Annotated in this window: 12 protein-coding genes; 5 read left to right on the top strand and 7 right to left on the bottom strand. The window is 50.5% G+C overall.

From position 1 onward, the window contains the following. Positions 1-178 precede the first annotated feature (178 nt). Genes ptsP through LTAR_RS14780 form a run of 3 tightly spaced genes read right to left on the bottom strand, consistent with a single transcriptional unit; the run spans position 179 to position 3,392 of the window. Positions 179-1,912 carry a phosphoenolpyruvate--protein phosphotransferase gene (gene ptsP / locus LTAR_RS14790; RefSeq protein WP_062423050.1) on the bottom strand — a complete coding sequence of 578 codons (1,734 nt, stop codon included), beginning with the start codon at positions 1,910-1,912 and terminating at the stop codon, positions 179-181. Beyond that, positions 1,909-2,178, bottom strand: coding sequence for a hypothetical protein (locus tag LTAR_RS14785; RefSeq protein WP_062423049.1), 270 nt, complete (start codon positions 2,176-2,178; stop codon positions 1,909-1,911). The genes ptsP and LTAR_RS14785 overlap by 4 nt, the downstream gene beginning before the upstream one ends. Before the next feature lie 53 nt (positions 2,179-2,231). Next, the gene (locus LTAR_RS14780) at positions 2,232-3,392 is read right to left on the bottom strand and encodes a 6-phosphofructokinase (RefSeq protein ID WP_062423048.1); all 1,161 of its coding nucleotides are present in this window, start codon (positions 3,390-3,392) and stop codon (positions 2,232-2,234) included. 387 nt (positions 3,393-3,779) lie between these two features. Here LTAR_RS14780 and LTAR_RS14775 point away from each other — a divergent pair, with 387 nt between their 5' ends. From LTAR_RS14775 to LTAR_RS14765, 3 genes are all read left to right on the top strand, one after another. After that, a complete protein-coding gene (locus LTAR_RS14775) occupies positions 3,780-5,045 on the top strand; it encodes a malic enzyme-like NAD(P)-binding protein (RefSeq protein WP_062423047.1) in 1,266 nt (421 codons plus the stop codon). 29 nt (positions 5,046-5,074) lie between these two features. Then, entirely contained in the window at positions 5,075-6,859 is a 1,785-nt protein-coding gene (locus LTAR_RS14770) for a hypothetical protein (protein WP_062423046.1), read from the top strand. Positions 6,860-7,005: 146 nt separating this feature from the next. Further along, positions 7,006-7,851 (top strand): SH3 domain-containing protein, encoded by an 846-nt coding sequence (locus LTAR_RS14765; RefSeq protein WP_062423045.1) that lies wholly within the window; start codon positions 7,006-7,008, stop codon positions 7,849-7,851. Positions 7,852-7,953: 102 nt separating this feature from the next. Here the strand turns inward: LTAR_RS14765 and LTAR_RS14760 are convergent, their stop codons facing one another. Together LTAR_RS14760 and LTAR_RS16930 are read right to left on the bottom strand one after the other, a co-directional pair. Beyond that, positions 7,954-9,033 carry a tyrosine-type recombinase/integrase gene (locus LTAR_RS14760; RefSeq protein WP_062423044.1) on the bottom strand — a complete coding sequence of 360 codons (1,080 nt, stop codon included), beginning with the start codon at positions 9,031-9,033 and terminating at the stop codon, positions 7,954-7,956. 96 nt (positions 9,034-9,129) lie between these two features. Further along, a complete protein-coding gene (locus LTAR_RS16930) occupies positions 9,130-11,301 on the bottom strand; it encodes an HD domain-containing phosphohydrolase (protein ID WP_081420015.1) in 2,172 nt (723 codons plus the stop codon). 401 nt (positions 11,302-11,702) lie between these two features. On the opposite strand from LTAR_RS16930, the gene LTAR_RS14750 reads away from it, so the two are divergent. Then, entirely contained in the window at positions 11,703-14,363 is a 2,661-nt protein-coding gene (locus LTAR_RS14750; protein ID WP_062423043.1) for a PAS domain S-box protein, read from the top strand. Between the two features lie 89 nt (positions 14,364-14,452). On the opposite strand, the gene LTAR_RS14745 is transcribed toward LTAR_RS14750, so the two are convergent. After that, positions 14,453-14,650, bottom strand: a complete 198-nt coding sequence (locus tag LTAR_RS14745) for a hypothetical protein (protein WP_062423042.1) — start codon at positions 14,648-14,650, stop codon at positions 14,453-14,455. Positions 14,651-14,988: 338 nt separating this feature from the next. Here LTAR_RS14745 and LTAR_RS14740 point away from each other — a divergent pair, with 338 nt between their 5' ends. Further along, positions 14,989-15,537, top strand: coding sequence for a ribonuclease HI family protein (locus LTAR_RS14740; protein WP_062423041.1), 549 nt, complete (start codon positions 14,989-14,991; stop codon positions 15,535-15,537). A 184-nt stretch (positions 15,538-15,721) separates the two neighbouring features. Here LTAR_RS14740 and LTAR_RS14735 read toward each other — a convergent pair whose 3' ends face one another. After that, positions 15,722-16,294, bottom strand: a complete 573-nt coding sequence (locus LTAR_RS14735; RefSeq protein ID WP_158423453.1) for a hypothetical protein — start codon at positions 16,292-16,294, stop codon at positions 15,722-15,724. Positions 16,295-16,413: the final 119 nt, after the last annotated feature.

Raw genomic sequence — 16,413 nt, 5'->3', positions numbered from 1 at the left:
GAAAACATGGATTATTTGGAGCACATCATTGAGAAAACAATTCTCCATTGCCTGCCTGGTGATCTGCCTTGCTCCAGTAATATCTTCATTTTTCCAACTACATTACTGGTATGAAGATATAACGCCATAAAAAACCCTCAGGGTTTTTATGACCCTGAGGGTTTGGATTTCGTTTTTTCTAACCTTCCAACGCAGCAGCGGCGGGAACACGCTTGCGTACCAGTTCGCGTACCTCTTCCACGGTTTCCTTATCAAGCGCCTCTTCTGCCAGCTTCTTCATTTCATTTGAATCCAGCGTGCGGATGAGCGCTTTGATGACCGGTACCATGGGTGGCGACATGGAGAATTCATCCAGGCCAAGCCCGATGAGCAGGGGAGCAGCCAGCGGTTCACCGGCCAGTTCGCCGCACATACCGGTCCATTTGCCATATTTGTGGGAGGCATTGATCACATCGCGGATCAACCGCAGAACGGACGGTTGGAAGGCGTCACTCAGGTGCGCCACACCGGGGTTGCCGCGGTCGGCGGCCATGGTGTATTGACTCAGGTCGTTGGTGCCAATGGAGAAGAAGTCTACCTCGCGGGCCAGCATATCTGCGCAGACGGCAGCAGCTGGAATTTCCACCATAATACCCACTTCAATATCTTCGGCAAAGGGTTTCCCTTCCGCCTTCAATTCGTCACGGCAGATGTTGACCCACTTCTTGGCTTCGCGTACCTCGCTTAATGTAGCCACCATGGGGAACATGATTTTCAGATTGTGCCCCACACTGGCACGCAGGGCGGCGCGTAACTGTGCCTTGAAGATTTCAGGGTGCTTGAAGCACAGCCGCAGGGCGCGGACTCCCAGGAAGGGGTTCATTTCAGGATCCATCTTCAGATAAGACAATTCCTTGTCACCGCCGATATCCAGCGTGCGCAAGACCACCGGCATATGGCCGAACTCTTCAAGGATGGCTTTATACGCCTGGTATTGTTCCTCTTCTGTGGGCATGGAAGGCCGGTCCATATACAGGAACTCGGTGCGCAGCAGCCCCACACCTTCGGCCCCGTAGGAGACTGCCTTCTTAGCACCCGCCACATCACCAATATTGGAGGAGACTTCGGGTTTGAATCCATCCAGGGTGACGGCCGGTTCGTGGGCATGTTTCTGGGCTTCCCCGCGCAACTGTTCAACCTGCTCGGCGCGCCGTTTATAGGCGGTAATGGTGGCTTCATCAGGATCAACAATCACCGTACCGGTGCCGCCATCCAGCAGGATGGTGGAGCCATCTGGCAGCCAGAGGACTTCATTTCCGGCACCACCCACCGCCGCCAGACCCAATCCTCTAGCCAGAATCGCGGCATGACTGGTGGTCGAACCCTGGGCCGTCAAGAAACCAAGCACCAGTGTTTTATCCAGCAAAATTGTGTCAGATGGAGTCAGGTCGTCAGCCACGATCAGACTGGGGACCTTAAGACCGGCGGTCGGACTTTCGGCCACGCCCATCAAAATGCGTTCAACCCGGTTGGCCACATCCAGTACATCGGCGGAGCGGGCGGCGAAATATTCGTTGTCCATGGCAGCCAGCTCTTTGGCATACCCTTCACTGACTTCCATGTAGATCGGTTCGACATTGGTTCGCCGTTCTTCCAGCATTTTCTTGACCCGATCCAGCAGGTCGGCGTCTTCCGTCATCATCAGATGGAACTGGAAGATTTCAGCCTGTGCCTGGTCAGTCTCTTTCTGGGCTTTCTCGTACACCTGAGTGAGTTGGCCGCGGGCGGTTTCAAGAGCCTGTTCAAACCGCTTCCATTCCCTGGCCGGATCCTGATTCTGACACGTTTCGATTTTTAACTCGGCCCGGCGGAATTGAAAAACCGGACCAATGGCAATCCCCCTGGAACTGGCAACTCCTTGAATTTTTCTCATTGTGCCTCTCCAAATATGGAATCAATCAAGGCCTGCAGGCAGGGCGCCGGAATTTTCATGCTGTCACCCTGTGCATGGATTGTTCGAAAACTACGAATAAAAATACCAGGAGCAGGCCGCACAGGTATGCTCCCGGTAGAAAACTCACGATGAATATTCATAGGGGAATCAGCGCCGGCATTAAAGCTCTTAACACGAATAAAACTTGCTGCCGGTTGAATGTTCAGACCTTCCCTGTTCAACATGGTGATGGTCAATTCGGGCATTTGGTTGTTTTCTTATCGATAAAAGATTTGCCCGGCCGGATGAACCTGCTGCTTTACCGCAGGAACATGGGCAGGTCGAGTGCCCGCTTCAAACGGGGCCTATACTCCATTTTATCATAGAGCGCTTCAACATCCACCTGACGCGGCCCGATGGCCGGTTCAGAGGCATCCACATGGGTGTAACGGCCGTCACGAACTGCCACCATGCGCCCGAACGTGCGGCTTTCGAGCAGATCCATGGCGCAATGGGCAAACGTCCGGGCGACCATCTGGTCAAGGGTATCGGCCGGACCGGAACGCATTAAGAAGGAAAGAGCCACCGGCACTGTGGCCTGGCCGGTGATCCGTTCCAGATCGGCGGCGATCACCTGGCCGATACCGCCGAGTTTCTTATGCCCGTATGGATCGTAGCTCTGTTTTTCTCGCTCCACAATCTCCCCGGTGACAGATCGGGCTCCTTCAGACACTGTCAACATGGCGTAGTTGCGCGGATTGGCACGCTTATCCTTCATCAACAGCTCAGCCAGATGCTCTATCTCAAAGGGGACTTCTGAGATCAGACAGCGGTCTGCACTGGAAAGGTAGGCGGAGACCAGGGAGGTGTGACCGGCATTCCGCCCGAACAATTCAATAATCCCCAGACGTTCATGCGAGCCGGTGGTGGTGCGCAACTTATTGATAGCGCTGATCGATCGCGTGATGGCGGTGGAAAACCCGATGCAATAATCTGTTCCGGTTACATCGTTGTCCATAGTCTTCGGGATGAGGATTACAGGGAATCCCTCTTTATGAAGGCGGGCTCCATAGCTGAGGGTATCATCTCCGCCGATGGCGATCAACACATCGAGCTTCAAATAGGCCAGAACCGAAAGAACATGCGGTGTGAAGTCCAGCGTTTTGGCATTCGGGTCAAACCCGTTGCCGCGTAAAAACTCGGGGGCTTTTGCCGGGGCTGTCTTGGCCGGGTTAGTACGTGATGACCACAGGATGGTGCCTCCGGTGCGGTCAATGGTGCGGGTGTTAAGTTTATCGAGGGCTATTGTGTTGGCAGGCAGAGAGGCAGGATCGGACGGATTCAGATTTAATAAACCGCCCCAGCCGCGGAAAATCCCGGTGACGGAGTGCCCTTCATCCAATGCGCGATACGTCACCTGTTTGATACAGGGGTTCAGTCCAGGGACGTCACCCCCTCCGGTAAGGATACCAATATTCATAACAATAAGTCTCCAATAAAGTGGGATTTAACCATACTGTATCACAATTCAGCGTCGTATGAACTGGCGGATTGTCGTCGGACTATAAAAGGTGGTTGGGGTCATATGACTAACACTTGACGAATAAAATGGAAGGATATGACCTGGCCGGGTTTAATATCAAAACAGTCAAAGCGGGGCGGCTGGATAAGACAGGTGCTGTTTAGATCAAGTATCAGGTTGTATCTCTTTCAAACTACAAGATGGAAGTTAACCTCACCTTTGAGGAACAAAAAGTTTCAGCCTTTGCGATCTACGGAATTCAATCCCTCAGAATCACTGCGAGCTTGACATATTTGTAAACAAAAACGACTTCCAAATAAACGCATACAACATTAAAATTACATTATGAGCGAAGCGTTGGAATACCATCACAGCCCGGGCAGACCGGGAAAGCTGGCTGTTGCAGCCACAAAACCATTGAACACCCAGCATGACCTCAGCCTGGCTTACACGCCTGGTGTGGCAGAACCGGTATTAGAAATTGCGCGAGACCCGGCGCTGGCCTATGAGTATACCAACCGGGGCAACCTGGTGGCGGTCATCAGTAACGGGACAGCCATACTCGGTCTGGGAGAACGGGGAGCACTGGCCAGTAAACCGGTAATGGAAGGCAAGGCCGTACTTTTCAAGAAATTTGCCGGGGTGGATGCGATTGATATTGAGATTAACGCAAGAGATCCCGAAGAAATCATTCGCATAGTCACATCCATCTCTCCCAGCTTTGGCGGGATCAATCTGGAAGATATCAAAGCTCCCGAATGTTTCCAGATAGAACGCGCATTGATCAATGCACTGGACATACCCGTATTTCATGATGACCAGCACGGTACGGCGATCATCGTCTGTGCCGGACTGATCAATGCGCTGGAACTGGCCGGAAAGAAACAAGATGGTATCAAAGTTGTTTTCAGCGGGGCAGGGGCGGCAGCCGTAGCCACCGCCAACCTGCTGGTGGAATTTGGGGTTCCCCGCGAAAATATATATATGACAGATTTACACGGCCTGCTGTATCACGACCGGCCGCAGGGCATGTTCCCTGAACAGGCTGTTTTTGCCCACGGCGATGAACCAAAATCCCTGTCTGAACTCCTCGAAGGAGCAGATGTGTTTATTGGTCTTTCGGCGGCCAACCTGCTCACAGGAGAAATGATCAAGCGGATGGCCGCCAACCCGATCATTTTTGCCATGGCCAACCCGGTGCCCGAAATCGGCTGGGAAGAAGCCCGTGCCGCCCGGCCAGATGCCTTGCTGGCCAACGGCCGGTCAGACAGCCCCAACCAGGTCAACAATCTGCTGGCATTCCCGTATATCTTCAGGGCAGCGTTGGATTGCCGCGCCAGGCATATCAATTCTAAAATGAAACTGGCGGCGGCACATGCCCTGGCTGATCACTGCCGTCTTCCCGTCACACCGGATGTGTTATCGGCATATAATTTGCATCGACTTTCCTTTGGCCAGGATTGGTTCATACCCAAACCAATGGATCGAAGGTTGTATACGAGCCTGCCGCCTGTTATTGTTAAAGCAGCCCTGGAGAGCGGGGAAGCGCAAATTCAATTGGAAGATGCCGCTTACCGGCAGCGCCTGGCCAAAGAATTGGACAATCTGTAGTCCGAATACTTCAATTTTGGAATAGAACAATGGCCCAAACAGACAATCCAAATCCAAAAATGCAGCTACCTGAATCATGGGCAGAGAAGATGGCCTGCCCGATCTGTGGTTCGCGGCCGTTGGGAGTGTTTCACCCGAGCGGACATGCCGATCGGTTTGCCTGCCAGTCGTGTGAAACCTCTTTTGAATTGGAAGATGCGGGAAAACGCGTGAGATTTGTCACCCTGCCGCACGGGGTTACTCCCTGGATGCGCGGTCAGTGGGTTGTTCTGGAAGAAGCTCTGGCAGCTTTTGAATTGTTCCGCAGCGGTCAGGCTGAGCTGACAATGGAAGATACGGGAGCAACTGTTGAAGGGGCAGAGGGTCAACCACCGGAATCTATACCGGCAGCAGAAGCCGTCAAACCGGTAGAATTACAAACGCCTGCACCACAGGAATTACAGGAAACGAAAGTTGCTTCTGAGGAACCTGCAGCTGTTTCTGAAGTACCGGCTGTTGAAACGCCCGTACTTCCAGCGGCGCCGGCTGAACCTTCCATTGAGGAACTGGCAAAGGAAATTCCGGTAGAAAACAATTTCCTGTTTGCCGCTGATAAACCCCAGAAACACACCGGTGGAACCGCGCCCTTCTTCGATGAAGATTATCTGGAAAAAGAAACCCCTGCGGAACCTGCTGTTGAAGAAAAACCGGCGGTTGAAGAGAAAGAACCCTGGAAAGACCTGGAAGAAGAACGGGTTAAAACAGCTCTGGTGAACCCGCCAGACAGTGATTTTGCCGGGAGTCTCACATCGGAAATCCCCTGGCCTCCAGCCAAAACCGAAATTCCCGAACCTGAACCCGGTCTGCCAAAAGCATCTGAACCTACTCCGACCATTCCCCGGCAGCAGGAAAATGCCTGGGTTCCTCCTGTTCCCAAGGAAACGAAAACGGACATCCCAGCTTCAGTGGATTATTCCTCATTGGAATATGAACCCCCCATCCGCCCGATGGATGATACCCCGCCGTCCATTATCAAACCAGCCCCGGTATCTGAAGTTCCGTCTTATCCCGCATCACGGTTGGGGATCGGTTTTAATGGTTCAGAAGATAATCTTGAAGATCTTCGCACTCATATTGGCAGCAATATCAGCGCTACCGCCGTTAACGAAAAGATGGAAGATGCCATTGAACGAGCCCGGGAGCTGTACAAACTGGGCAACACAGATAGCGAAGTTCGGTCAATACTTCAGCGTTCCTCCGGGTTGACACCAGAACAGGTTTCTGAGGTGTTAAAGAACCTTGAAAGACCGGAAGAGCGTAAACGAAGCAACCGGATGTTGATCATTTTCTTTATTATAGCCATGGTGATTTTTGCCCTCCTGGCCATATTCTTTACAACCCAGTTTTTCTTGAACCGTTCAACGCCTACACCTCCGGCGGGCAGCCCCACACAGGAAACCAGCCTGCTTCCGGGGAAAATCCTGGATACAAAATCGCTCCCGGCGCCCATCCAAACCCTGGTGCCCAATGGGATCCATATCCTGAACGAAAGTCCAAAAGTAGAGGAATTACCCGCAGGCACTCTCGCCAATGCAAGCTGCCCCCGATCGAAAGCGGAGGCAGCTTCTCTTTTTGGGGGACCCGCCATGGATTGGAATCAGGAACCTCAGACCAATGGATGGACATTTATCACCAAAACGCAGGGGGTATCTATAAACATACCTGAAAATATGTCTGGCGGGTATCTGGTGTTTGAGCGTGGTCCCGAAATGCGCGGGGTAAGCGGACCGGCTATAGTTCATAATATTTACATGATTTCTATTTCCTGCCCGTAAATCTTTCTTCACTGACGTAAAAATCCGATTCTTTTTGTCCAAAAACTCGATTAAATAGAAAGTTGGCACGTGATTCCTGAAAACCAGCGTGCTATAATTTTTTTTACCGAGGGGAGTAATACACAAGTCATTTGGGGAGGGAAACCATGCAGAAATCCATGCGTTTTTACGTAATGGCTGCTATGATGCTCTCTTTGCTGACAGCCAGTTGTTCGGCAGTCCGAATGCCAGAAGGTTCGCCAACACAACCACAACCATTATCGCCGGCTTACACACAGCCGGCTGTTGTTTCTCTGGCAACTCAAGTGCCGGTAGTTGACCCATGTTCATCCCTGGAGGCCAAAAAACCGGAGATTGAAACCATTGCCCGAATCATGGGTGAATTCGATGATACCAGTTATCTCATCCAATCCATTCCAGACAGCGGACAAATGGTACAGGTTATTCTGGTGTTACAGCGTATCCGCAGGGATGCCATTGATAATAAGCCGCCGGAATGCCTGAAAAAGTTAAAAGAAGCCCAGGTCAATTTTATGAGTGGTGTGGTGCTGACATCAATCTCCATTATGTCAAAATCGGATAAGGAAGCCATTCAAAAACAACTGGCGCAGACAAGAACCTACCGCAGTGTTTTTGACCAGGAATTAGCCAACCAGCTGGGTCTGAAATACATTACCGCCACACCGGTTCCCACCACGGCGCCTACAGCCGTACCGCCCACAAGCACGGTTTCTCCGGTGACCGCCACAACAGATCAGGATATTTACGTGGTGCAAGGTCCAGGTTTGACGTATCCGGCGGTGGGTACCTTCTTGAAAGGGCAGATCACCAATGTAATGGGCCGCAATGACAAGGGTGATTGGATCGAAATTGAGGTTCCCAGTAATCCGGGTTATGCCGGATGGGTACCCAAACAGTTGATCAAGCTCGCCGGACAGGAAAGCTCACTGCCTGTTATCAATATCCAGCCAACGCAGCCTGCTGCTCAATAAAACAAGTATTCCTTGATAATGGATAAGGCCGCCCTGACTTTTCGGGGCAGGGCGGCCTGTTTTCGTATTTATTCATCATAATGAACGAATTTATTTGTTTTCTTATTCGGAATGACGGGTGTCGGGCTTTTGATCGTCCTTATTTTCGAGCCTGACCCCTTCATTGGCGATTTCATTGGTCTGGATATAGCGCAGCGGCATGGCATAGCTGGCCCAACCGCCGGCATCCATCAAACGTTCCAGAGGGGTGTGTGCGCGGGATGCCTGGGTGGCCCAGGTATGGCGGCAATCGTGGGGTGAGAGATCAACAATACCAATTTGCCGGCCGAGCAGACGCACCCGGTTGAAGATGGCGCGGATACTCAAAACGCCGGTAAGAGTCCCGTTTTTAGAACTTCCGGCGAGCAGGGCGGGTGACGGTTTTCGCATAGCCAGTAAATCTTGCAGACAATACTGACGGGCAGCCTGAAGGGTATCTTCACTCAAACGATGAATCTGCCATTTATCCACTTTCGGGCGGTACACAGAAATGGTTCCGGCCTGAAGGTCAATATCTGCCGATTTGAGGGCGGCGGCTTCACCAACACGCAGGCCGTGATCCAGCAGCAGGCAGATTAATAACCGATCGCGGCGCCCTTGAGGAGTATCGGGTTGATCTTTAAGGGCGGCAATTTGAGCAGCAGTCAGCAGAACCGGTTCGGCTTTTTTGGCACCAATTCGGGTGGGGATATCTTCTTTGCGGCGTTGTTCATCAATGCGTTGACGGTCGCGCCGCTTGCTGCGGGCACGGACGGTTTCTATCAACTGGCTTTCCGCCGGGTCTACCGCACCGGCTTTTATGGCCAACCGGGCATAGGTTTTTATGGTAGACAGGTTGACATTGGCACTGCCCACTGAATAACCCTGCAGTAGCAGCCATTTGTAATATCCGTCTACAAGTCCCCAGGTGATTCCGCGCCAGGCGGCCGGGTCATCGTGCAGGTGAGCTGGCCGCAGTCCTTTTTCGCTCAGATATTCGGCAAAAAGCTCGAGGGCAGCCCGGTGACGGCGCAGCGTATTGGGAGCCAGTGCCAGGCGGTAATCATGGAAAGCACTGGCTGCAGCTGCCTGGTTGGCAGCCTGCGCCACAGAATCACGTAAATTCAACCCCGGGAGCATCACCGGCCTGGGAATATCTGTCATAATTTTCCTGTTGCAATGATTGTACCTTATTAATGCCGATTTGTATAATAAATCGGTATTAAAAACAATAGAAGAATCCTCACCAGAAAGGATTTATCACTCGCTTTCAGTGTTAGAAACGATTTCGTCCAGATTTTGGGTGAAAACCTCAACCACTTTCGGGTCGAAGTGTGTACCTGAATTCTTTATGATATGGTCCAAAACATCCCCGGGATCCCAGGCCGAACGGTATGGACGGTCGCTGGTCAAGGCATCCCACACATCCACAATGGCAAAAATGCGGGCCGCCATAGGGATCAACTCACCTGCCAGCATCTCCGGATATCCTGTTCCATCCCATTTTTCATGATGATATCTTGGTATCACCAGCGCCGGACGGAGGTAATCGATCTCTTTGAGCATCTCATATGCGTAGGTAGGATGTTTGCGCATGATCACCCATTCATTCGCATTTAATGAGCCTTTTTTGAAGAGAATCTCGTCGGGTATCCCCATTTTTCCAATATCATGCAACAAGGCGCCTCGCCGTAGATGAAGAAACTCGCTTGGTTCAATACCAATCTGCTGCGCCAGTCGTAACGTCATTAATGTGACCCGCAGGCTGTGCCCTTCGGTTTCCTTGTCGCGAAGATCAAGCGCTTTTGACCAACCCTCAATGGTGGCATCATACGCCTGAGCCAGTTCCACATTCGCCTGAACCGCCCGTTGTTCTGCCTTGATCCGGGCGGAAATTTCAATGGAAACACCCAGAACCTGATCCACATTTCCATCTGGCCCAAAGATGGGACGTTTGATAGATTGCATAAAATGTTCTGTGCCATGCGTATCTGTGATTCGCTCAACAGGGAGAAAAAGCTCCTGCTTGTTATCCATCACGTTGAGATCTTCATGCCGCCAGCGTAAAATTTGTGAGATCTCATGGTGAAGTTCGTTGTCTGTCTTTCCCATCACATCGTCCACCGTCAGACCTTCAAATCGGGCAGCGGCTTCATTGATCAGTGTATAACGGCCTTTACGGTCTCGGGCATAAATTAATGTCGGGTTTATATCCAACACCTGCCGGAGAAAGCGGGTTTGTTGGTCAAGTTCTCTCTGGGCTACTTCCCTATCCTTGATTTCAGAACGCAGTTCTGTATTCAATTTTTCCAATTCATGTGTACGTTCACGAATACGATTTTCCAGTGCACCCTGTGTGGCAGTCAGATCGCGTTCAGCCATGGCCCTTTTTTCCAGGTCGTTGCGGGCTCGTTCAATCAGATGGGCGTTCTCGATGGCAATAGCCGCCTGATTGGCGAAAATCCAAAGAGCCTGGGGACAAAACACATCGGCATTGGGTGACTCATTTTCGGGAAATTCTCTGCACGGCTCGCTGATTGGGTGGCTCACCCGCAGGTAACCTCCGGTGACGGCGCCATTAAGTTGCACCATTGCCAGAAAAGCACCATCAACTTTCCAGATACTGCCGGAAATACTGGCTGCCGGATCGGAATGTTGGTCATCCCCTGCTCCGAAGGAATCTGCCCCGAATTTGACGGGAATGCGGATTCCCCCAATTTTGACAAGATCATTCGGATTTCGGGTGACGGTCATCAGGATATCCCAGTCATTGCCCGGGTTGGATTGTTTGAAGGATTCATAATTGAGTTTGTTGTTGATATAAGTGGCTACGCGCATTCTATCAGCGTTCGGCTCTTTTAGATACAAACCAGTAAACCCAAAACCCAGCGATTCACCCACCACCCTTACGATCCTGTCTGTCACCTTGTTCAGATCGGTATACAGGCTGAACGTACGTCCCAGTTCAAGGATTTCTGCCAGACGTTTGTTCATCGTTTTCTGTCGGATATATGCCCGATGTAGCTCGTCTGTTTCCAGGCCCACCTGCGGAAGCCGGGTCATCAGGAACAAGAACTTGCCTTCTTCTTCAAGCGGTCCGCCATCCAATTGGATGGACACGTCAATTCCATCCAGACGATGCAACTCAACTGGCACTGTCTTTCGTTCGCCAGTATCAAGCATTTCAGCCAGCATTTGATCAAACGAACCACCATCTTTGGGTGTAATCAGTTCATCCAGATGGTTCTGTTTCAACTGTGCGGCAGTTTCTGCGCCAATAAGTTCGACCGCAATAGGGTTTGCATATTCAATCTGCCCTGCCCTGTTCAGGATAATCGATGCCGCCGGGAGAGAATCAAGAATAGACAAATGGCTGAATCTTTTGGCCATTGGTTTGTTCTTTACCCGCTCCCTGCGTTGAAGAACAGTCATTGGATTGGATCGTTCCCTTTGGGTCTTTCCATAGTGAAATAAGGCGATGATGCCTGGTGGTGGTTTCGGAGATTGGGATTACGTCCAACAGTCTTCCCCGTAACAGCAAACTCGTTGCATTTTCCGGGCCACACATCCCTCTACTAGCCGGAATCCAGATGGCTGCGACGGGCGACAAATGCTCCTATATCATACGTCAACACCCCATAAAATATCCATTAATTTTTGATAGAGAAATATATCAATCAATAGTCAAACCTGATCCTTTCTTCTATAATAATAAATATAACCACAGGTATTAACCTGAACAGGCGAAGTATTTCCATCATGGCCGTCAGGGGGCGAGAAACTTCTTTCCACTCGATAACAAGGAAGCAAAAGGCCATAGTAGAAGGAGTATTTTGCGAAAACCCTCTTCCTTAAGAATTCTTGTTGTAGAAGACGAAGCCATTGTCAACCGACTGATTCAAAGCCAGCTGCAACGTCTGGGGTATCAAATAGCCGGAGCGGCTTTTGATGCTGTCAGTGCCGTGCAAATGGCCGGTGACCTGAAACCCGGCCTGATTCTGATGGACCTGCACATGGCTGATCCAACCACGGGGGAAGATGATCCCGAAGCCGGGATTAAAGCAACCCTGGCCATTCAAAAGATCTGTCCCACACCTGTCATAATGTTGACAGCATACGAAAATCCTCCGCTCATCCAGCGTGCTGTTGAAGCCGGTGTAGGCGCCTACCTTCTCAAACCTGTTCAAGATTCCGAGCTGGAACGAGCCATTATCATCAGCCTGGCCCGTTTTGATGATATGCTCAGCCTGAAGCGAGTCAACTCGGAATTAAACCGGGCCAATCTGAATTTAATCAAAGAGGTGACCGCCCGTATGCAGGCGGAAGACGCTGCCCGGCGACGCGCCCAGCAAATGTCAACACTGTATGACACATCTCTGGTACTCACTTCACAAATTAACCTGGAAGACCTGCTTTCTACCATTGTCGAAAAAGCCGCCTCCCTTATTTATGCCAGTACGGCCGAATTGTATTTAATGGATGAAGATAACCGTAAGCTTAATCTTGTGGTTACGTACAACTATCCAGAAGATATCATGGAAAAAGGGCATGAACTCGGTGAACGGATTGCCGGCCGGGTGGCTGTGAGCGGGCAACCCTTTTTTGTGGAAGATCTGGCCAACTGGGATCAGCCTGCCGGTCACACGGTGACCACGAGTATTCACCGAGTGCTTTCCATTCCGCTAAAAATAGCGGGGCGGATACTGGGCGTTATTAACATCGGAGATACCGATAAGACCGGGCCTTTTACAGAAGAAGAAATCCACCTGATGCAATTGTTCGCCGATCAGACAGCTATCATTGTTGATAATGCCCGCCTGTATGCCAGTGTAATCCGTGAAAAGAACTTCAGAAAAGCCATTGAAGAATCAATCATGTCTGGCATTTCGGTCATTGGTTTGAATGGAAGGATCACCTACACCAATCCCGGATTCTGCCGTATGCTTGGTTACACCAGCACTGAATTGCAGGGAATTGCCTTCCCCTTCCCATTCTGGCCGCCCGAAGATATTGAGCGATTAACGGCGATTTACAAGTCTGCCATGGAAGATGATTATCCCGAATCTGGGGTAGAAGTGAAGCTGCTGCGCAAAGACGGCCAACGCTTCGATGTCCTTTTGTTGCTCTCCCCCACCCGAGATAATAAGGGGCAAACCAACGGCTGGCTGACGGCTGTCACAGACATTTCCGCATTGAAGAAGGCCCAGCAACAATTACGAGACAGTGAAGAACTGTACCGCACCCTGGCAGAAAACTTCCCCAATGGTGTGGTCGGCCTGTTTGACAGGGATTTACGGTGTACTCTCTTGACGGGTGAAGGAACCGCCTTCCTGAACCAGAATAAAATTCTCATGGAAGGAAAAACATTGACCGAAGTTCTACCCGTTGAAAACCATACGTCAGACATTCTGGAACATGCCATTCTGGATGCCTTCCATGGGAAACAAAACAACCATGAAGTGAGTATGTTCGGCCGGATTTTCAACTTCTTCTTTATTCCGGTCCGGTCAACAGCCGGTGTGGTAGACCAGGTCATGGTGATGAGCCAGGATATCACCGAACAACATGAAAGTCGTGAACGGCTTACCGCCAGTGAAGCCCGCTACCGTGCCATTGTGGAAGATCAGACGGACTTGATCTGCCGGATGCTTCCGGATGGAACCTTAACTTTTGTGAATAATGCTTTCTGTGAGTATTACGCCCATCCAACCGAACAATTGGTCGGTCAGTCTATTACCCCATTCCTGCCGCTGGTGATTCCACAGACAGGTGAGGCTTTTGAGACCCTGCTTACCAGCGATAATCCGGTTATCCGGATTGAACAAAGCCAGCATCAACCAGATGGACACATCCGTTGGCAGCAATGGTCCATCCACGGACTGTTTGGATCAAATGGGAATCTGGAGGAAATGCAGGCCGTCGGGCATGATATCACCGATCGAAAATTACTGGAAGAAAACCTGCGCATCCTGGGTTTGCATGATAATTTGACCGGCCTGTACAACCGGGCATACTTCAAAGCAGAAATGGATCGTCTGGCCAACAGCCGCAGTCACCCGGTGAGTATTATTCTGGGTGATGTTGACGGTCTAAAGTTCACCAATGACACCTACGGACACGCCGCTGGAGATGCCCTCTTGCGCCAGACAGCGAATATTTTGAAAAGCGCCTTCCGCCCTGAAGATGTGGTTGCGCGAATCGGGGGTGATGAATTTGCCATCCTGCTGCCGCATACCAATGACAAAATGGTTCTGGAAATACTCAAACGTGTGCGAATGCTGATTGAAAATTACAATAACGAGAACAAGCTGAAACCTAAGGGGAAGCAGCAGATCGAAATCCAGATCTCTCTGGGTGCTGCCACTTCGGAAAACGGGCAGACACTGGAACAGGTCATGGAACGGGCTGACCGGGAAATGTATATGGAAAAAGCCCGGCGGGGCGGCCGCGGGACTGGCCCTCTGCCCGATCACCAAATCACCCCGTTTGCCTGAAATCTCAAACGCTGATTTTATGCCCGTATTTTTCTGCCGCAGGAGTAGATATTACTTCTGCGGCAGGGATAATTTATTTTTCAAACCATTCAGGCGGTTTTTGCCTGAGATGGACCGCCCCAGGATAATGTGGCGCCGCATACCATGCATGTGGCTACATTGGTGCCGTCGTCCATTTTCTTGATTTCCACATCGCCGCCGCAAGAACATTTCCGTTTAACGGTAAGAATTTTTTCACCGAATGTGATGGTTTCCAATTCGCCTTTGGGGGTTGAACCAGTAGTCATATGTCTGCCTCACAACACTGTTGAGAATGAGGTACACAGTGGTACTCTTATTGTACTCCGTTTCAAATACCTGCACATGGATCATATGACATGATCAAACCCGGAACTTCCTCTTAACCCAAAGTTTAACCACTGTTAATCAATATCATCTATAATACAGGCAGTTATTCATCTTTTTTAATGTGCGTTGTTGACCCATTTGCAGCTGGCTGAATTCTCCCTTTCGGATTTTTTAATCATATATCAGACGGTAGATTCCTTCCGATCTGTTCCACTTAATACCCTGCCGCTTCTCCCCATGAGCAGAGGTGTTCAACACAACTTAATGGAGCCGTTGCATGTATACCCTGCAATTTGACGGGCTCTTTCGCCGGATTCATACGGAAACCAGCGAGTTTTCTGGCATTATGTGTTATGGATGGCTGATTTTCCAGGATGAACGGATGGTTGCCCAGGGACACGGAGGATATGCCCACTGGAAACTGGCCACATCGAATGGGGCGGAATACCTGGCACTTATTGCCGGTCTGGAAGCCCTCATGGAATTGAAAGCTTTCAATGAGTTGGTCATCATTCAAGGAGATGCCAAGAGCATCATTGAACAGATGCAAAACCAATCGCTGACCCACTCGCCGCGCATCGAACAATTCCACCGGCAGGCGCGAAAACTTTGCCGCAATTTTAAAAATGTACAGTGGAACTGGACGCCCCGCCGTGATAATCATCCTGCTGACCGGTTGACCCGCCAGGCTCTCAAACAAATCCGCTCCAGCGAACCCGTCTATTTTGCACCCAACGGTGATCAAATGGTGCCGCCAGAATCGCGCAAAGGTCTCAGACCCATTCTCTGTTTATCCACATTTGACCCTAATGCTGTTCTGCAATAACGCGCCTGCCGCAATTTCCCCGGCAGGCGCTTTCTTTCAAACATCAAATACTGTGGTCAGTCTGCGGTCGCAATCTGATAGACAATTTCCAGCGGCATATCGGCCATCCTTTCCGCCTGCTTCTACCCTGCAAAAGGAAATGGGATTTGTGCAGGGTAGAAGCAGGTAAGGAATACCTGTCTGGTCACCATTCCACCATGTAGGTACAAAAATCATAGCCATTTTTACGGCAATGATCGGGTGCCTCATGAGTCACTCGGACGTTTGTCGTTCCAACCGGTTTGTGTCTGAAAGCCACGGCATCGATGATTCCCCGGTCAAAATCACATGGATACGGATTGTGGCAAACCATCACCGCTCGATTGACGGCAATGCGTTTGTATAAATAGTGGCCAATCCCTTCTTTCATCTTTCCGGTCACTGAATCAAAAAGAATTTCACCATTCCGCCGGTGATTCATATGATAGGCCACATCTATAGACTTCAACGCCGCCTCTATACCATCCAGCTCTACAGGAAAATTGGCGCTCTCTGGGATCTTTCGTCCTATATAGGTTAATGTAACAGCGTGCAGTGCGGAAGAAATTTTCTTAAAGCTGTTCAACCAGGCTTGCTGGTCATACCATTCTCCCGCCTGCGGATTGATGATTCCATTTTCCGCCAGGATCTTAATGGCCGTATCCCGAAAATTGGCCATTCCATCCACGATAACAGAAATGGTTTCGCCATTCACTTCGACGCCATCTGAAAGAGTCATAAATTGCGCCAAAAATACGCTCCCCTGTTCCATCACTCTACCGGAATAATTGATCTCCCCGCTTAATCATCACCTGTACATCACCACAAATATGTGCCTATTATAGAATCCGAAAAGAG

Source organism: Leptolinea tardivitalis (assembly GCF_001050275.1).
Lineage (GTDB): Bacteria > Chloroflexota > Anaerolineae > Anaerolineales > Anaerolineaceae > Leptolinea > Leptolinea tardivitalis.
This window is presented reverse-complemented; position numbering and strand designations above follow the sequence as displayed.

Excerpts from the sequence above, each read along its gene's own strand:
- LTAR_RS14740 (WP_062423041.1), top strand. The coding sequence starts at position 14,989 with ATGTATACCCTGCAATTTGACGGGCTCTTTCGCCGGATTCATACGGAA.
- ptsP (WP_062423050.1), bottom strand. The coding sequence starts at position 1,912 with ATGAGAAAAATTCAAGGAGTTGCCAGTTCCAGGGGGATTGCCATTGGT.
- LTAR_RS14785 (WP_062423049.1), bottom strand. The coding sequence starts at position 2,178 with ATGCCCGAATTGACCATCACCATGTTGAACAGGGAAGGTCTGAACATT.
- LTAR_RS14770 (WP_062423046.1), top strand. The coding sequence starts at position 5,075 with ATGGCCCAAACAGACAATCCAAATCCAAAAATGCAGCTACCTGAATCA.
- LTAR_RS14745 (WP_062423042.1), bottom strand. The coding sequence starts at position 14,650 with ATGACTACTGGTTCAACCCCCAAAGGCGAATTGGAAACCATCACATTC.
- LTAR_RS14775 (WP_062423047.1), top strand. The coding sequence starts at position 3,780 with ATGAGCGAAGCGTTGGAATACCATCACAGCCCGGGCAGACCGGGAAAG.
- LTAR_RS14735 (WP_158423453.1), bottom strand. The coding sequence starts at position 16,294 with ATGACTCTTTCAGATGGCGTCGAAGTGAATGGCGAAACCATTTCTGTT.
- LTAR_RS14760 (WP_062423044.1), bottom strand. The coding sequence starts at position 9,033 with ATGACAGATATTCCCAGGCCGGTGATGCTCCCGGGGTTGAATTTACGT.
- LTAR_RS14765 (WP_062423045.1), top strand. The coding sequence starts at position 7,006 with ATGCAGAAATCCATGCGTTTTTACGTAATGGCTGCTATGATGCTCTCT.
- LTAR_RS16930 (WP_081420015.1), bottom strand. The coding sequence starts at position 11,301 with ATGACTGTTCTTCAACGCAGGGAGCGGGTAAAGAACAAACCAATGGCC.
- LTAR_RS14780 (WP_062423048.1), bottom strand. The coding sequence starts at position 3,392 with ATGAATATTGGTATCCTTACCGGAGGGGGTGACGTCCCTGGACTGAAC.